Origin of the sequence: Streptomyces sp. NPDC085937, assembly GCF_044540535.1 — a bacterium.
Taxonomy (GTDB): Bacteria; Actinomycetota; Actinomycetes; order Streptomycetales; family Streptomycetaceae; genus Streptomyces.
In genome coordinates this window covers 47867-64019 of record NZ_JBITSH010000024.1, presented here as the reverse complement: position 1 = coordinate 64019, position 16153 = coordinate 47867, and the positions used below count along the sequence as shown (strand labels likewise).

12 protein-coding genes are annotated in these 16153 nt (G+C 70.6%); 4 read left to right on the top strand and 8 right to left on the bottom strand.

The features are described 5' to 3' along the window. Nucleotides 1-150: 150 nt before the first annotated feature. Together ACIF8S_RS32310 and ACIF8S_RS32305 are read left to right on the top strand one after the other, a co-directional pair. Nucleotides 151-1269 (top strand): LacI family DNA-binding transcriptional regulator, encoded by a 1119-nt coding sequence (locus tag ACIF8S_RS32310; protein ID WP_400003986.1) that lies wholly within the window; start codon nt 151-153, stop codon nt 1267-1269. After that, entirely contained in the window at nt 1266-2183 is a 918-nt protein-coding gene (locus ACIF8S_RS32305) for a carbohydrate kinase (RefSeq protein ID WP_400003985.1), read from the top strand. Before ACIF8S_RS32310 ends, ACIF8S_RS32305 begins: the two co-directional genes overlap by 4 nt. Nucleotides 2184-2252: 69 nt before the next feature. Here the strand turns inward: ACIF8S_RS32305 and uvrA are convergent, their stop codons facing one another. Next, nucleotides 2253-5267, bottom strand: coding sequence for an excinuclease ABC subunit UvrA (uvrA, locus tag ACIF8S_RS32300; protein WP_400003983.1), 3015 nt, complete (start codon nt 5265-5267; stop codon nt 2253-2255). Nucleotides 5268-5490: 223 nt separating this feature from the next. Here uvrA and ACIF8S_RS32295 point away from each other — a divergent pair, with 223 nt between their 5' ends. Together ACIF8S_RS32295 and ACIF8S_RS32290 are read left to right on the top strand one after the other, a co-directional pair. Then, nucleotides 5491-6180: a maleylpyruvate isomerase family mycothiol-dependent enzyme gene (locus tag ACIF8S_RS32295; protein ID WP_400003981.1), complete on the top strand. Its 690-nt coding sequence runs from the start codon at nt 5491-5493 to the stop codon at nt 6178-6180. A 39-nt stretch (nt 6181-6219) separates the two neighbouring features. Beyond that, nucleotides 6220-6876, top strand: coding sequence for an MBL fold metallo-hydrolase (locus ACIF8S_RS32290; RefSeq protein WP_400003979.1), 657 nt, complete (start codon nt 6220-6222; stop codon nt 6874-6876). Nucleotides 6877-6897: 21 nt separating this feature from the next. Here ACIF8S_RS32290 and aroQ read toward each other — a convergent pair whose 3' ends face one another. From aroQ to ACIF8S_RS32255, 7 genes are all read right to left on the bottom strand, one after another. Continuing rightward, complete coding sequence (gene aroQ / locus ACIF8S_RS32285; RefSeq protein WP_400003978.1) at nt 6898-7371, bottom strand: type II 3-dehydroquinate dehydratase; 474 nt, start codon at nt 7369-7371, stop codon at nt 6898-6900. Nucleotides 7372-7567: 196 nt separating this feature from the next. Further along, complete coding sequence (locus ACIF8S_RS32280; protein ID WP_400003976.1) at nt 7568-8668, bottom strand: calcium:proton antiporter; 1101 nt, start codon at nt 8666-8668, stop codon at nt 7568-7570. A gap of 308 nt (nt 8669-8976) precedes the next feature. Beyond that, nucleotides 8977-9978: a TerC/Alx family metal homeostasis membrane protein gene (locus tag ACIF8S_RS32275; protein WP_400003974.1), complete on the bottom strand. Its 1002-nt coding sequence runs from the start codon at nt 9976-9978 to the stop codon at nt 8977-8979. 284 nt (nt 9979-10262) lie between these two features. Continuing rightward, nucleotides 10263-12257, bottom strand: coding sequence for a TerD family protein (locus ACIF8S_RS32270; RefSeq protein WP_400003972.1), 1995 nt, complete (start codon nt 12255-12257; stop codon nt 10263-10265). Between the two features lie 82 nt (nt 12258-12339). Next, nucleotides 12340-12918: a TerD family protein gene (locus tag ACIF8S_RS32265; RefSeq protein WP_024882439.1), complete on the bottom strand. Its 579-nt coding sequence runs from the start codon at nt 12916-12918 to the stop codon at nt 12340-12342. A 133-nt stretch (nt 12919-13051) separates the two neighbouring features. Beyond that, entirely contained in the window at nt 13052-15199 is a 2148-nt protein-coding gene (gene uvrB / locus ACIF8S_RS32260) for an excinuclease ABC subunit UvrB (protein ID WP_400003970.1), read from the bottom strand. A 40-nt stretch (nt 15200-15239) separates the two neighbouring features. Then, a complete protein-coding gene (locus ACIF8S_RS32255; protein ID WP_400003968.1) occupies nt 15240-16103 on the bottom strand; it encodes an MHYT domain-containing protein in 864 nt (287 codons plus the stop codon). Between the last annotated feature and the right edge of the window lie 50 nt (nt 16104-16153).

The following is a 16153-nucleotide window of genomic DNA, read 5'->3' as shown; positions in this document are numbered from 1 at the left end:
GGATTGCGTAAACGCTTGCGCGAGCGCTTGCGTAATCGTCCGCGTAAACGCTTACGCAAGCGTTTACGCCCGCCCCTCCCATGCGATACCGTCCCCACCCAGGGCCCCCGCACGAGCGGCGGGACCCACCGGCCCGAAGGAGAGCGGACGATGGCGACCATGGCTGATGTGGCGCGCAGCGCCGGAGTCTCCATCGCGACCGTCTCGCACGTGCTGAACGGCACCCGTCCGGTGCTCCCCCACACCCGCCAGTCCGTCCTGGACGCGGTGGAAGAACTCGGCTACACCCCCAACACCCTCGCCCGCTCCCTGGTCACGGCCCGGACCCGGTCGATCGGTCTGGCGGTCTCGGCGATCAGCAACCCCTACTTCACGGAGATCCTTCAGGGCGTCGAGGCGGCGGCCCTGGAGCAGGGGTACAGCCTCCTCATCGCCGATCCGCACGACGACCCGGTGCACGAGCGCGAGGTCGTCCAGCTGCTGCACGAGCGCCGGGTGGACGGCATGATCGTCGCGCCGTCCCCCGAGCCCCGCGAGCTCCTCACCTACCTGGGGCGACACCGTGTGCCCACCGTCTTCCTGGACCGGCTGGTCGATCCGCCCGGTGACGGCGAACCGCCCCTCTACGACCAGGTAGGCGCCGAGAGCGCGGAGCCGACGACACGCCTGGTCACCCATCTCGCCGGTCTCGGTCACCGCCGTATCGGCCTGGTGGCCGGTCTTCCCGGGCTCAGTACGACCACCGAACGGATCACCGGCTACCGGCACGGACTCGCGGCCTCGGGGCTGCCGTTCGACGAGCGCATCCTCGTGCACGGCCACTCGGAGGCCGCCGGGGCCGAACGCGCCACGGCCGCTCTCCTGGACCTCGGGTCGCGCCCCACCGCGCTGGTCACCGCCAACAACGCCATGACGATCGGTGCGCTGCGCGCCCTGCGCGCCCGTGGTCTGTCCGTGCCCGGGGACATCGCCCTGTGCTGTTTCGACGACTTCGCCTGGGCGGACCTTTTCTCCCCCCGTCTCACGGCCGTGGCCCAGCCGAGCCGGGACATCGGCGCCCGGGCCGTACGGATGCTGCTGGACCGCATCGCCGCCCCCGGCCGGCCGACCCGCACCGAACGTCTCCCGTGCACCTTCGTGCACCGCACCTCCTGCGGCTGCCCGGACGGTCAGGAGTACCCCGGCGGCCCGGCGGCCCGCTCCGCCTCCGCCGATCCCTCCGCCCGCGCGTCCAGTCCCAGGGCCCACCAGGAAAGGAACCCGTCGTGATCGTCGTAGCCGGTGAGGCACTGATCGACCTGGTACCGCGGGGGGCGGGCGCGCTCGCCGCGCTGACGCCCGCGCTCGGCGGCGGCCCCTTCAACACCGCGGTGGCCCTGGGCCGTCTCGGCTCCCCCACCGCGTTCTGCTCCCGGGTGTCGCGGGACGCCTTCGGGGAGGCGCTGCTGGAGCGGCTGCGGGCCACCGGGGTGGACGTGTCGTCGGTGCAGCGCGGTGACGAGCCGACGACGCTCGCCGTGGCCACGGTCGGCGCCGACGGCTCGGCGGCCTACTCCTTCTACGTGGAGGGCACGGCGGACCGGCTGTTCACCGAGCCGGAGGCGCTGCCCGCCGGTACCCGCGCGGTGTCCTTCGGGACCTGCTCGCTCGTGCTGGAGCCGGGGGCGAGCGCGTACGAGGCGATGATGCGCGACGCGTCCGCGCGGGGTGTGTTCACGGCCCTGGACCCCAACATCCGGGCGGGACTGATCCCGGACGCCGACGCCTACCGGGTGCGGTTCCGCGGCTGGCTGCCGTCGGTGTCGTTGCTGAAGCTGTCCGCGGAGGACGCCGAGTGGCTCGGCGGGTCCCCGCGGGAGTGGCTGGCGGCCGGTCCCGCGGCGGTCGTGGTCACCCGGGGCGGGGACGGCCTGACGGTGTTCACCCGCGAGGGGGCCGAATACGCGGTGCCGGGTGAGCGGGTGAAGGTGGTGGACACCATCGGCGCGGGCGACACGGTGAACGCCGCCCTGCTCCACGGCCTGGCGGAGCGCGACGCGCTCAGCGTCGAGGGCCTGGCAGCGCTCGGTGCCGAGGGCTGGGAGAGCCTGCTGGGCTTCGCGGCTCGCGCGGCGGCGATCACCTGTTCCCGCGCCGGTGCGGAACCGCCGTACGCCCACGAGCTGGAGTCACGGGCCCTCTGACGCACGTGTGCCGTGCCGCAGGTGGGCGTCCCCTGCGGCACGGCACACACGTCCGGGCGAGCGGCCCGGTCAGGCCTTGGCGCCGCGCGTCGTCTTCTTCGCGGCGGCCTTGGTGGCGGTCTTCTTGGCCGCGCCGGCCGTGACCGACTTGGTGGCCGTCTTCTTGGCGGCCGACCTGGCAGCGACCGTCTTCTTCGCCGCCGCCTTGCGCGGGGCCCGGACCTGCGGAGCGTCGCTGATCCGCTCGGCGCCCAGGATCTCGCGCAGGAACTTGCCGGTGTGGCTGGCCGGCTCGCCGGCGACCTGCTCGGGCGTGCCCTCCGCGACGACGAGACCGCCGCCGGAGCCGCCCTCGGGGCCCATGTCGACGACCCAGTCGGCCGTCTTGATCACATCGAGGTTGTGCTCGATGACGATCACGGTGTTGCCCTTGTCGACCAGGCCGGACAGGACCGTCAGCAGCTTGCTGATGTCCTCGAAGTGCAGACCGGTGGTGGGCTCGTCGAGGACGTAGACCGTACGGCCGGTGGAGCGCTTCTGCAGCTCGCTGGCCAGCTTCACGCGCTGCGCCTCGCCGCCGGACAGGGTGGTCGCCGACTGTCCGAGCCGGACGTAGCCGAGGCCGACGTCGTTGAGCGTCCTCAGGTGACGGGAGATCGCCGGGACCGCCTCGAAGAAGTGCATGGCCTCTTCGATCGGCATGTTCAGCACGTCGGCGATGGACTTGCCCTTGTAGTGGACCTCCAGGGTCTCCCGGTTGTACCGGGCGCCGTGGCAGACCTCGCACGGGACGTAGACGTCCGGCAGGAAGTTCATCTCGATCTTGATCGTGCCGTCGCCCGCGCAGTTCTCGCAGCGGCCGCCCTTGACGTTGAAGGAGAACCGGCCCGGCATGTAGCCGCGGACCTTCGCCTCCGTCGTCTCCGCGAACAGCTTGCGGACGTGGTCGAAGACGCCCGTGTACGTCGCCGGGTTGGACCGCGGGGTGCGGCCGATGGGCGACTGGTCGACGTGGACGACCTTGTCGACGAGGTCGTCGCCGTCCACGCGCGTGTGCCGGCCGGGAACGCTGCGCGCGCCGTTCAGCTCGCGGGCCAGGTGTGTGTACAGGATGTCGTTGACCAGCGTGGACTTACCGGAACCGGACACACCGGTGACCGCGGTGAACACACCCAGCGGGAAGGACACGTCGATGTCCTGCAGGTTGTTCTCCCGGGCGCCACGCACCGTGATGCGGCGCGAGGGGTCCTGCGGGCGCCGGACGTCGGGCAGCGGGATCGCCTTCCTGCCGGACAGGTACTGGCCGGTCTGCGACTCCTCGTTGACGAGCAGCTCCTTGAGGGAGCCGCTGTGCACGACCTTGCCGCCGTGCTCGCCGGCGCCCGGACCGATGTCGACGATCCAGTCGGCGACCTTGATGGTGTCCTCGTCGTGTTCCACGACGATGAGCGTGTTGCCCATGTCGCGCAGCCGGACCAGGGTCTCGATGAGCCGGTGGTTGTCGCGCTGGTGCAGACCGATGGACGGCTCGTCGAGCACGTACAGCACGCCGACGAGTCCGCTGCCGATCTGGGTGGCCAGGCGGATGCGCTGTGCCTCGCCGCCGGAGAGGGTGCCGGCCGCGCGGTTCAGCGAGAGGTAGTCCAGGCCGACGTCGACCAGGAACCGCAGCCGCTCGTTGACCTCCTTGAGCACCCGCTCGGCGATCTTCTTGTCGCGGGCGGTGAGCTTCAGTTCGCCCAGGAAGTCCGCGCAGTCGCTGATGGACATCGCGGAGACCTCGGCGATGGACCTGCCCATCACCGTGACCGCGAGAACGATCGGCTTGAGGCGCGTGCCCTCACAGGCGGGGCAGGGCACCTCGCGCATGTAGCCCTCGAACCGCTCGCGGCTGGCGTCGCTCTCGGCCTCACTGTGCCGGCGCTTGACGAACGGCACCGCGCCCTCGAAGGCGGTGGTGTAGCGGCGTTCGCGCCCGTAGCGGTTGCGGTAGCGGACTTCGACCTGGGTCTTGTGGCCGTGGAGCAGGGCCTTCTTGGCGCGCTGCGGCAGACCGGCCCACGGGATGTCCGTGCGGAAGCCCAGCGCGTCGGCGAGGGCGCCGATCAGGCGGTCGAAGTAGTCCTTGGTGTGGCCGTGCGACCAGGGGTGGATGGCGCCCTCGTCCAGGCTCTTGTCCGGGTCGGGGACGATGAGCTCGGGGTCGACCTCCATGCGCGTGCCGATGCCGGTGCACTCGGGGCAGGCGCCGAAGGGCGAGTTGAAGGAGAACGAGCGGGGCTCCAGCTCCTCGAACGACAGGTCGTCGTACGGGCAGTAGAGGTGCTCGGAGTACATGCGCTCGCGCTCGGGGTCGTCCTCGGGGAGGTCGACGAAGTCGAGCACGACCATGCCGCCGGACAGCCCGAGGGCGGTCTCCACGGAGTCCGTGAGACGGCGCTTTGCGCTGTCCTTGACGGTGAGGCGGTCCACGACCACCTCGATGGTGTGCTTCTCCTGCTTCTTCAGCGTGGGCGGGTTGGACAGCTGGACGGTCTCGCCGTCCACCCGCGCGCGGGAGTAGCCCTTGGTCTGGAGGTCGGAGAAGAGGTCGACGAACTCGCCCTTGCGCTCACGCACCAGCGGGGAGAGCACCTGGAAGCGGCTGCCCTCCGGCAGCTCCAGGACCCTGTCGACGATGGCCTGCGGCGACTGGCGGGTGATCGGACGGCCGCACTCGGGACAGTGCGGCTTGCCGATGCGCGCGAAGAGCAGGCGCAGGTAGTCGTAGACCTCGGTGATGGTGCCGACCGTGGAGCGCGGGTTGCGCGAGGTCGACTTCTGGTCGATCGAGACCGCCGGGGACAGTCCCTCGATGAAGTCGACGTCCGGCTTGTCCATCTGGCCGAGGAACTGCCGGGCGTAGGAGGAGAGCGACTCGACGTAACGCCGCTGCCCCTCGGCGAAGATGGTGTCGAAGGCCAGCGAGGACTTGCCCGACCCCGACAGGCCCGTGAAGACGATGAGCGAGTCGCGCGGGAGGTCGAGCGAGACGTTCTTGAGGTTGTGCTCGCGCGCTCCACGGACGATGAGACGGTCGGCCACGCCGGTCCGCACCTTTCTTGAGGGAAGTGACAGGGGCGGGGCCCCCGTCCTTTTCAGACTAGGGGGAGCCACTGACAACGCCGGTTCGGATTCACGGATAGTCAACAAACCCCGGCTCTCCAGCATGCCCGACGCCGGACCCGACCTTATAGCACGTGCATTCGATTTCACTGTCCGGTTCACCTGCTTCACCCGAAGGTGTGACGCGGCTAGGGTCGGCCGCATGATGGATCACGCTGATGACCTGGCGTCTGTACACGCCGCTACCGAGCGGCTGCTCCGCGCGGTCGGCGCATGGGACAACGCGGCTGTGACCCAGTCGTCACGCCTGCCCGGCTGGACCCGGGGTCACGTCCTCGCCCACCTGTCCCGTAACGCGGACGCCCTGGTGAACGTCTTCGAGGGCCGCCCCATGTACGTCTCCGCCGAGGCCCGTGACGCCGACATCGAGGCGGGCGCCCCGCGCCCCCTGGACGCGCAGCTCGCGGACCTGCGGGAGAGCGCGGAACGCCTCCGTGCGGCGGCCGGGGGCGTGGCGGACTGGTCCCGCGTCGTCGAACTGCGCAACGGTGTCACCGACCGTGCGGAGCGGGTGCCGTTCCGGCGCTGGATCGAGGTGGAGCTGCACCACGTGGACCTGGGGATCGGTTACGAGCTGGAGGACCTGCCGGCCGACTTCACCGAACGCGAGATCGGCTTCCTCGCCGCACGGTTCAGCGGCCACCCCGACGTGCCCGCGACCACCCTCGCCGCTACGGACGGCCGCACCTGGACGACCGGCGGCGGGGCCGACGGCGACCCGGTCGCGGTCGAGGGGACGGCCGCCGACCTGCTCGGCTGGCTCGCCGGCCGCCGGGACGGCGCCGCCCTCGCGGTGAAGGGTGGCGCTCTTCCGTCGCTGCCCCCGCTGTGAGGTCTGTCCGGTGCCGGTTCCGGCGCTAGGCTGACGTCCATGACGTACAGCGGTCGGGTGACGGTCGGCGGCCCAGCCGACGTGCACGAACTCAAGGACCTGATGATCACCAAGGTCGCGGTCGGCCCCATGGACAACAACGCTTACCTGCTGCGTTGCCGGGCCACCGACGAGCAACTGCTGATCGACGCGGCGAACGACGCCGGGACCCTGCTGGGCACGATCGGTGACGACGGCATCGCGTCCGTCGTCACCACCCACCGGCACGGCGACCACTGGCAGGCGCTCGCGGAAGTCGTGGCCGCCACCGCCGCCCGCACCTACGCGGGCCGGCACGACGCCGAGGGCATCCCGGTGCCGACCGACGTGCCGGTCGACGACGGCGACGTCATCCGCGTCGGACAGGTGGAGCTCACCGCCCGCCACCTGGTCGGCCACACCCCCGGCTCGATCGCCCTCGTCTACGACGACCCCCACGGGCATCCCCATGTGTTCACCGGGGACTGTCTCTTCCCGGGCGGTGTGGGCAACACCCACAAGGACCCGAAGGCGTTCGCGAGCCTGCTGCACGACGTCGAGACCAAGATCTTCGACGCGCTCCCGGACGAGACGTGGGTCTACCCGGGCCACGGCCACGACACCACCCTCGGGACCGAGCGCCCGCACCTGCGGGAGTGGCGCGAGCGGGGCTGGTGAACCGGCGGCGGCCCGCTCAGGTCACGCCTCGGCCTGTCCCGGGCCGGCCAGCGCCGCGATCCGCTCCACCGCGAACACGTACCCCTGGACACCGCACCCCGCGATGACGCCGTCGGCGCGCAGGGAGACGTAGGAGTGGTGCCGGAAACTCTCCCTGCGGTGGATGTTGGAGATGTGGACCTCCATCACGGGCAGCCCGTCGCAGGCGTTGAGGGCGTCCAGGATCGCGACGGAGGTGTGCGAGTAGGCACCAGGGTTGATCACGATGCCGCAGTGGTTCAGCCGTGCCTCGTGGATCCAGTCCACCAGCTGTCCCTCGTGGTTGGACTGGCGGAGGTCGACGGTGCCGTTGCGGGCGGCGGCCGCCCTGGCGCACATCGCCTCGACGTCGGCCAGGGTCTCGCGCCCGTAGATCTCCGGCTGTCGCTGCCCGAGCAGGTTCAGGTTCGGCCCGTTGAGAATCATGATTGGGGCGTCGGCCAGGTTGCGGGGCACGGTTCCTCCGGTCCGTCGAGGGGGCGGTCCCTCGCCGGAACCGCTGATCGCACCCGGTCTATCACGCCGCGCCGAGGTGGCGTACGCGCTGCCGCCCCCGCCGACTCCCGCCCACCGCGGGCGCCCGGGCCTCCCGGCGGCATGGTCGTCCGGGCGGCCCGGGCACTGTCACGGGCGGGCGCGGCTCGTGCCGCCGTCAGGGGTTGATCGCGAGTTCCAGATAGGCGGCGAGCAGCACCAGGTGCACGCCGCCCTGGAGCGGTGTGGCCCGGCCCGGGACCACCGTCAGCGCGCTCACCACCACGGTCAGGGCCAGCAGCACCATGTGGGTGCTGCCGAGGCCGAGGATCAGCGCGCCGGGCAGCCAGAGGGTGGCCACCGCGACGGCGGGGATGGTCAGGCCGATGCTGGCCATGGCCGACCCCAGCGCCAGGTTCATGCTGGTCTGCACCTGGTTGCGGTGTGCCGCCCGCACGGCGGCGATGGTTTCCGGCAGCAGCACCAGCAGGGCGATGATCACACCGACGACGCCGTGGCCGAGACCGGCCGCCTCCACCCCGGACTCGATCGTCGGTGAGACGCCTTTGGCCAGACCGACGACACCGACCAGGGCCAGGAGCAGCATCCCCAGGCTGATCAGCGCGGTGCGCGTGGAGGGGGCCTCGGCGTGCGCCTCGGGAGAGGGCTTCTCCCCTTGCTTCACCACCGGCAGGAAGTAGTCCCGGTGCCGCACGGTCTGGGTGGCGACGAACAGTCCGTAGAGGGCCAGCGACGCGACGGCGGCGAAGGTCAGCTGGACGGTGGAGAACTCGGCACCCGTCTTGCTCGTGGTGAAGGTCGGTATCACGAGGCTGAGCGTCGCCAGCGTGGTCACGGTGGCGAGGGCGGCCCCGGTGCCCTCCGAGTTGAAGACGGCCGTCTTGTGCCGCAGCGAGCCGACGAGCAGGCTCAGTCCGAGGATGCCGTTGCAGGTGATCATCACGGCGGCGAACACGGTGTCCCGGGCGAGCGTCGCGCTCTTGTCGCCGCCGTCGAGCATCAGGGTGACGATGAGCGCCACCTCGATGACCGTGACGGCGACCGCCAGGACCAGGGAGCCGAACGGCTCACCTACCCGGTGGGCGACCACCTCGGCATGGTGCACGGCCGCCAGCACCGCCCCCGCCAGGACCACGGTCACCACCACGACGATCCCGCCGGGCAGGTCCCTTCCCCAGGTTAGGGCGAGCAGTACGACAGCGAGCACCGGAACGGCGAGTGTCCATCGTGCGGCCATGGACTTGATCCGATCCGTCATGCGGCGATCGTCCCCGGCATGAGGGAGCGCGGCATTTCGAGGACTTTCGACCACCGGGCGATCGTGGAGGGCGTCGGATGTGTCACCGCCGTGCGGCGACCCCTTCCGCTCCGCGATCCTGATCGTCTCGGGGTCATCATGGTCACGCATGGCCTCCTTCTAAGAGTCGAGTGCGGTCTGCGCCGCCCGCGGACGGCGCGGTGAACATGCGGGCCCGGGAGCGTCGGCCGGCGACGTGCTGTCCTGCGCTCCCGGTACCCGGTGTTCCTGATGTGCGGTGCCCCGATGTCGGACGGTCGTCCGACGGATCAGGCGTCGACGTCGGTCTTCGCCGAACTCTCGCCCCGGTCCGTGGCCGCCTCGGCCTCCGCCTTCTTGCGGGACGCCCGGAGGCTGGTGATCGTGGTGACGATCAGGACCGAACAGATCACGCCCAGCGAAACCGGAATGCTGATCTCGGGCACGTGCACCCCGGACTCGTGCAGGGCGTGCAGCACCAGCTTCACGCCGATGAAGCCCAGGATGATCGACAGCCCGTACGACAGGTGGACCAGCTTCCTGAGCAGTCCGCCGATGAGGAAGTACAGCTGCCGCAGACCCATCAGCGCGAACGCGTTGGCCGTGAACACGATGTACGGGTCCTGGGTGAGACCGAAGATCGCCGGGATCGAGTCCAGTGCGAACAGGACGTCGGTGGTGCCGATGGCGAGCATCACGACGAGCATCGGGGTCATGACCCGCTTGCCGTTCTGCTGGATCCACAGCTTGGTGCCGTGGTACCGGTCGGCCACGCCGAAGCGACGCTCGGCCGCCTTGAGGAGCTTGTTCTCCTCGAACTCCTCGTCCTCCTCGTCGGCCCTGGCCTCCTGGATGAGCTTCCAGGCGGTGTAGATCAGGAACGCGCCGAAGATGTAGAACACCCAGGAGAAGCTGGCGATGATGGCGGCACCGGCGGCGATGAATATCGCGCGCAGAACCAGGGCGATGAGCACGCCTACCAGCAGCACGCGCTGCTGGTACTGCGAGGGCACCGCGAACTTCGCCATGATCAGCACGAAGACGAAGAGGTTGTCGACGCTCAGCGACTTCTCGGTGATGTAGCCGGCGAAGAACTCGCCCGCCGGCTGGCCGCCTCCGAAGACCAGCAGCCCGAGCCCGAAGAGCCCGGCCAGGACGATCCAGACGACGGTCCAGATCCCGGCCTCCTTGACGGACACGTCATGAGGTTTGCGGCCGATGAAGAAATCGACAGCGATCAGGGCGCACAGGCCCACGATCGTCAAGACCCACAGGGTCAGGGAAACATCCACTGCGCCTCCGGCAGATACGTCACACGGCAAATGTCAGCGTCGTCGCTGCCGGAGGTCTCTTCCACCCAGACCTGGACGCTTGCTGCGCCCGGACGGTCGTTGGGCCGACGCCCCGGGATCTGGCCTGATCCGTATTGACGGGGTCGCCGCACAGACAGGGAGTACTCCCCTCCGTGCGGCCAAGACTACCCAATCACCAAGGATTGGTAAAGGGAACGGTAAAGAAAGACACAAAGCCCCTGGTCAGATGGCTTTACACGTCCTTGGTCAAAGAAGTTGCAGGCTCACCTGTTCCACGTCCGGCGGGCCTGTACGACCTGGGTGAGCACGTGACTCAGCACCTGGCTGCCCGGTGGCACGACCGGCGGCTCGTAGGTCCAGGCGTGCCCCACCCACGGGTCGGCGAGGTGATCGTCCGGCACCGCGGTCAGTCGCAGCAGCGAACGCCACAGCGGGTCGAGCAGCGGCCCGTACCCCGCGGACTCCTCGCGGTCCGCGACCATCATGAGGTGGACGCCGACCGACGGCCCCTCGTCGACGAGGTAGCGCAGCTGGTTCACGGCACGGTCGTCGAAGCCGTGCGGGAAGTCGTTGACGATCAGCAACTGCTGCGAGGTGTCGAACCCGGGCGGCAGCGCGTCGGGTGCGCCGCCGCGCAGCGCCATCTGGACCAGGTCGACGCGCTGCGTCAGCCGGGCCAGTACCTCCGTCACACCCGCGGCGCCCTGGGCGGGCGGGGCGGCGAGGACGCCGGTCCGGGTCAGGGGCGCGAGCGCCTGGGCCCCGGATCCGGCCGGATCGATGACGTGCACGGTGAACTCGCCCGCAGGGTAGACGGCGAGCAGCCGGGCCGCGTGCGCCACCGCGGTCTCCATGGCCAGGCGTCGCATGTCGTGGGAGTCCGTGAACGACCCGTCCAGGGCGTCGGTGGGCCCGCTGTCGATCCACAGCCCGCGCTCCAGCGGCAGCCTGAGCAGCATGGGAATGCGGATCGACTCGGCCTCGGGAAGCCGGAGGTCGCCCAGACGCAGCGCCATGGGTATCTCCATCGGCACCCGGTAGGCGTGCCAGCAGGGGTTGTCCCAGCGGGCGAAGGCCGGGGGCAGGGCCGGCTCGACGACCTCGGCCTCGGCCACGAGCTGGGCGACGTCCCGGTCGAGGGACGCCCGCGCCTGGTCGACGAGTTGCGCGTACCGGGTACGGGCCGCCTCCCGGGCGGCGTCACCCTGTCCGCCGATGCGGCTGCGCGGGTCGGACAGGGCCTGCTCCAGCTCCTTGTCCATCCGCGACTCGGCGAAGTCCACCGCGCTGCGGTACGCGGCGGTGGTGCGGGCCAGGTCCTCGAACATGCCCCAGACCTGGTTGTAGAGCCGCTCCTCCATGGACCAGCCGGTCGCGTCGCCGGCCACCGGCCGCGCGGGCTGTCCGGGCTGCGCCGGAAGTGCCGCGGGCGGGGGCGGAGGCGGGGCGGAGGTCTGCCTGCGGGGGTGGCTGTAGTTGACGGGACCGCCGCCGGTGGTGGCGTGCGGGTCCGCGGTGCCGTAGGCGGGCTGCGGCCCGCCCTCGGCCTGGCCGCCGACCGGCTGTCCGCCGAACGACGGCACGGGGCCGGGGGCACCCTGCGGCGCGGCGCCCTGGTCGGGGCCGACCGCGGGGGCGGCCGCCTGCCGGGAGCGGTCTCCGTCGGCCGGACGGGGCGGGGGCGCCTGGACGGAGCGGGCGAGGCCCCGGGCGACCGCCTCGTCGATGCCGGCCGCGAGCTGCGCCGCCTCGGGCAGCCCTTGGTCGGCGAAGAGTTCGGCCAGTCCGCCCGCGTAGCCCTGGCCCACGGCGCGCACCTTCCACGCGCCCTGACGCCGGTAGAGCTCCAGCGCGACGACGGCGGTCTCGGCCTCCAGGCCGGTGATGGTGTAGCTGGCGACCTCGGTGCCGTCGAGTCCCGTGACGGCGACGAAGGGGGCCGCCACGGCCCCGAAGCGGGCGGGCCCCGCGCCGCCGTTCGCGGCGGGCAGGGCGAGCAGCACGCTGACACGGTGGACCGCGTCGGTCATGGCGTCGAGGTCCACCGCGAGACGGTGGTCGGCGGCCGCCTGGCGCGACACCTCCAGACCGGGCTGCACGGGTGCGCCGGGGTGGGCCACCCACTCCGTGCCGTGGATACGCCCGTTCTCGTCACTGAGCGCGGCGGCTGCCGCGACCGGTGTGCCGGCCGAGATCCGGACTTCCAGACGGGACTGGGACAGCGGGTGGTTCTGCCCCCGCACCAGCTCGGCCGTCATCGCCTTGGTCCCCCTGCGTCGCGTTGATGTGTCGGGTGGCCGCGAACCGGCCCCGGGCGGGGGCCGGTTCACCTCCGGGTACTCAGAGGACCGGCAGGATGGCCGGCATCAGGTCCTGGAAGGTGCGGCCGTTGGCCGGGTTGCCGAGGGCCGTCATCGACCAGCCCGATCCGACGCGGTGCACCTTGGCCATGATCTGGGCGGTGAAGGCGCCTCCGCCGGCGAGCGTGTAGCGGGCGAGCTCCTGGCCGTTGGTCTCGTCGACCAGGCGGCAGAAGGCGTTCTGCACCTCCTGGAACGTCTGGCCCGTGAAGGAGTTCACGGTGAAGACGATCTGGTCGATGTGGACCGGGACGCGCGACAGGTCGACGAGGATCGCCTCGTCGTCGCCGCCCTGGCCGACACCGCCGACGAGGTTGTCACCGGTGTGGCGCACGGAGCCGTCGTCGCTCACCAGGTGGCGGAAGAAGACGACGTCGACCGGCTGCTTGTCGGCGAACAGGACGGCGGAGGCGTCCAGGTCGATCTCCCGGGTGCGCGAGCCGAACAGGCCGCGACGGGGAGCCGCCTGCCAGCCGAGACCCATGCGCACCGCGGTCAGGCTGCCGCCGTCGTTCTTCTGCAGACTGATGGCCTGACCCTTGGTCATGTTGACGGTCACGCGCTGATTCCCCTCTCGGACGTCCCCTGTTGCCGCGAAGACCGCGGTTGCCGAGAACCCTACGCAGGTGCACTGACAGTGACGTACCCCGGTCCACACTTTGTGTCGGTCTTGCAACACATGCCGGTGGACGTCAGGACAGGCCCGCCTCCTGCATCTGCCGCAGTTCCTTCTTCATCTCCGACACCTCGTCGCGCAGCCGTGCCGCGATCTCGAACTGCAGGTCGGCGGCGGCGGCCCGCATCCGTGTGGTGAGCTCCTCGATCTGCCCGGCGAGCTCGGCCGCGGGTCGGTCGGTGGGCACGGTCTCGGCGGCCTTGGCCTTGGCACCCTTGGCGTTCTTCGCGCCCTTGGCCGCCTTGCCGAGGGCCGGCACGGGCGTCCTGGTGCCGCCACCGTCCTTCTTGGCCTGGCGATAGCCCGACCCGAGCAGCTGCTCGGTGTCGATGTCCTCGCGGGCGATCTGCGCGACGATGTCGTTGATCTTCTTGCGCAGGGGCTGCGGGTCGATGCCGTTCGCCTTGTTGTAGGCGATCTGCTTCTCCCGGCGGCGGTTGGTCTCCTCGATGGCCCGCTCCATCGCCGGCGTGATCTTGTCGGCGTACATGTGGACCTGTCCGGAGACGTTGCGCGCCGCGCGGCCGATGGTCTGGATCAGCGACGTACCGGACCGCAGGAAGCCCTCCTTGTCGGCGTCGAGGATCGCCACCAGGGAGACCTCGGGCAGGTCGAGCCCCTCGCGCAGCAGGTTGATGCCGACGAGGACGTCGTACTCGCCGCTGCGCAGCTCGCGCAGGAGCTCCACGCGGCGCAGGGTGTCGACGTCGCTGTGCAGATAGCGCACCTGGATGCCGAGCTCGAGGAAGTAGTCCGTGAGGTCCTCGGCCATCTTCTTGGTGAGCGTGGTGACCAGGACGCGCTCGTCCTTCTCGACGCGGGTGCGGATCTCGTGGACCAGGTCGTCGATCTGGCCCTCGGTGGGCTTGACGACGACCTCGGGGTCGACGAGGCCGGTCGGGCGGATGATCTGCTCGACGAAGCCGTCGGAGCGGGAGAGCTCGTACTGCCCGGGGGTGGCCGACAGGTAGACGGTCTGGCCGACGCGCTCCTGGAACTCCTCCCACTTCAGCGGGCGGTTGTCCAGGGCGGAGGGCAGCCGGAAGCCGTGGTCGACGAGGGTGCGCTTACGGGAGGCGTCGCCCTCGTACATGGCGCCGATCTGCGGGACGGTGACGTGCGACTCGTCGATGACGAGCAGGAAGTCGTCCGGGAAGTAGTCCAGCAGGGTGTTGGGCGGGGAGCCCGGGGAGCGGCCGTCGAAGTGCATCGAGTAGTTCTCCACGCCGGAGCAGGATCCGATCTGGCGGAGCATCTCGATGTCGTAGGTGGTCCGCATGCGCAGCCGCTGGGCCTCCAGCAGCTTGCCCTGCTTCTCCAGCTCCGTGAGGCGCTCGACGAGCTCCTTCTCGATGTCGTTGACCGCGCGCTCCAGGCGCTCGGGGCCGGCGACGTAGTGGGAGGCGGGGAAGACGTAGAGCTGCTGGTCGTCGCTGATGATCTCGCCGGTGAGCGGGTGCAGCGTGGACAGCGCCTCGATCTCGTCGCCGAACATCTCGATGCGGACGGCGAGCTCCTCGTAGACCGGGAAGATCTCGATGGTGTCGCCCCGGACGCGGAAGGTGCCTCGGGTGAAGGCCATGTCGTTGCGCGTGTACTGGATGTCCACGAAGCGGCGCAGCAGCTCGTCGCGGTCGAACTCGTCGCCGACACGGAGGGGCACCATGCGGTCCACGTACTCCTGCGGCGTGCCCAGGCCGTAGATGCAGGAGACGGAGGCGACCACGACGACGTCGCGGCGGGTGAGCAGCGAGTTGGTCGCCGAGTGCCGCAGTCGCTCGACCTCCTCGTTGATCGAGGAGTCCTTCTCGATGTAGGTGTCCGACTGGGGGACGTACGCCTCGGGCTGGTAGTAGTCGTAGTACGAGACGAAGTACTCGACCGCGTTGTTCGGCAGCAGTTCGCGGAACTCGTTGGCCAGCTGGGCGGCCAGGGTCTTGTTCGGTGCCATGACCAGGGTGGGGCGCTGGAGCTTCTCGATCATCCACGCGGTGGTGGCGGACTTTCCGGTGCCGGTGGCGCCGAGCAGGACGACGTCCTGCTCGCCCGCCTCGATGCGCCGGGCGAGCTCGGCGATGGCCGCGGGCTGGTCGCCGTTGGGCTGGTAGGGGCTGACGACCTCGAAAGGCGCCACCGTGCGTTCGATCTTGGAAACGGGCCGCATGCCATCCACGGTACGACCCCCCACTGACAACGGGTCCGGGTCAGCGCCGCTGGGGCGTGCGGGAGCGGTGTTCCACGGGCCCGCGGGCGCTCAGCCAGGCGCGCGGTGAGGGGTGGTGGGCCGGGGAGTGGGCGGGGATGCCGGGGCGGGGGTCGGTGGCGGGCGCCGGGGGCCGGCCCATGACCACCAGCGGGTCGAAGATGACCACGATGCCCGCGAGGACGAGGACGGCGAGCGGGCCGACCATCATGGGGCCGAGCAGCGCGGCCGCGGACTCTCCCGTCTCGGGCGCAGCCGTGCCGTGCACGTGGACGTCGACGGCGGCCATGCCGAGGTAGTGCATCCCGGTGACCGCGAGACCCATGACCAGGCTCGCGCCCACGCTCCACAGGAAGCCCCGGGCCTGGCCCGCCGCCCACAGGGCGGCGCTGGCGGCGGCCATGGCCACGGCCACGGAGGCGGCGACGGTGAGGGTGTTGTACTCCAGTTGTCCGTCAAGGCTCATGCCGGCCATGCCGAGGTAGTGCATGGAGGCCATGCCGAGACCGGTGACGGTCCCCCCGGTGAACAGGGCCGTCCCGGTGGCCCCCTTGTAGCCGACGATGAAGATGCCGATGCCCACCATGACGACGGCGACGGCCAGACTCGCATAGGTCATCGCGCGGTCGTAGCGGATCGGCGTCCCCTCGACGGTGAAGCCCATCATCGCGATGAAGTGCATCGTCCAGATGCCCGCGCCGATGGACGCCGCGCCCAGGGCGAGCCAGCCGGGACGCCAGGAGCGGGGCGCCAGCCCGGCCCGGGCGGTGCAGCGCAGCCCGAGCGCTCCACCGAGGCAGGCCATGAGATAGGCCACCAAGGGTGTGACCATGCCGTAACTGAATCCGTCGACCGTGCCTTGCATGCGCGGCTGCCCTTCCCGCCCTGTACGTCCCGCGTTGACCCGTTGTGCGC

Coding starts and splice junctions, on each gene's coding strand:
- ACIF8S_RS32310 (WP_400003986.1), top strand. CDS start 151: ATGGCGACCATGGCTGATGTGGCGCGCAGCGCCGGAGTCTCCATCGCG.
- ACIF8S_RS32295 (WP_400003981.1), top strand. CDS start 5,491: ATGATGGATCACGCTGATGACCTGGCGTCTGTACACGCCGCTACCGAG.
- ACIF8S_RS32290 (WP_400003979.1), top strand. CDS start 6,220: ATGACGTACAGCGGTCGGGTGACGGTCGGCGGCCCAGCCGACGTGCAC.
- ACIF8S_RS32280 (WP_400003976.1), bottom strand. CDS start 8,668: ATGACGGATCGGATCAAGTCCATGGCCGCACGATGGACACTCGCCGTT.
- ACIF8S_RS32270 (WP_400003972.1), bottom strand. CDS start 12,257: ATGACGGCCGAGCTGGTGCGGGGGCAGAACCACCCGCTGTCCCAGTCC.
- uvrB (WP_400003970.1), bottom strand. CDS start 15,199: ATGCGGCCCGTTTCCAAGATCGAACGCACGGTGGCGCCTTTCGAGGTC.
- ACIF8S_RS32255 (WP_400003968.1), bottom strand. CDS start 16,103: ATGCAAGGCACGGTCGACGGATTCAGTTACGGCATGGTCACACCCTTG.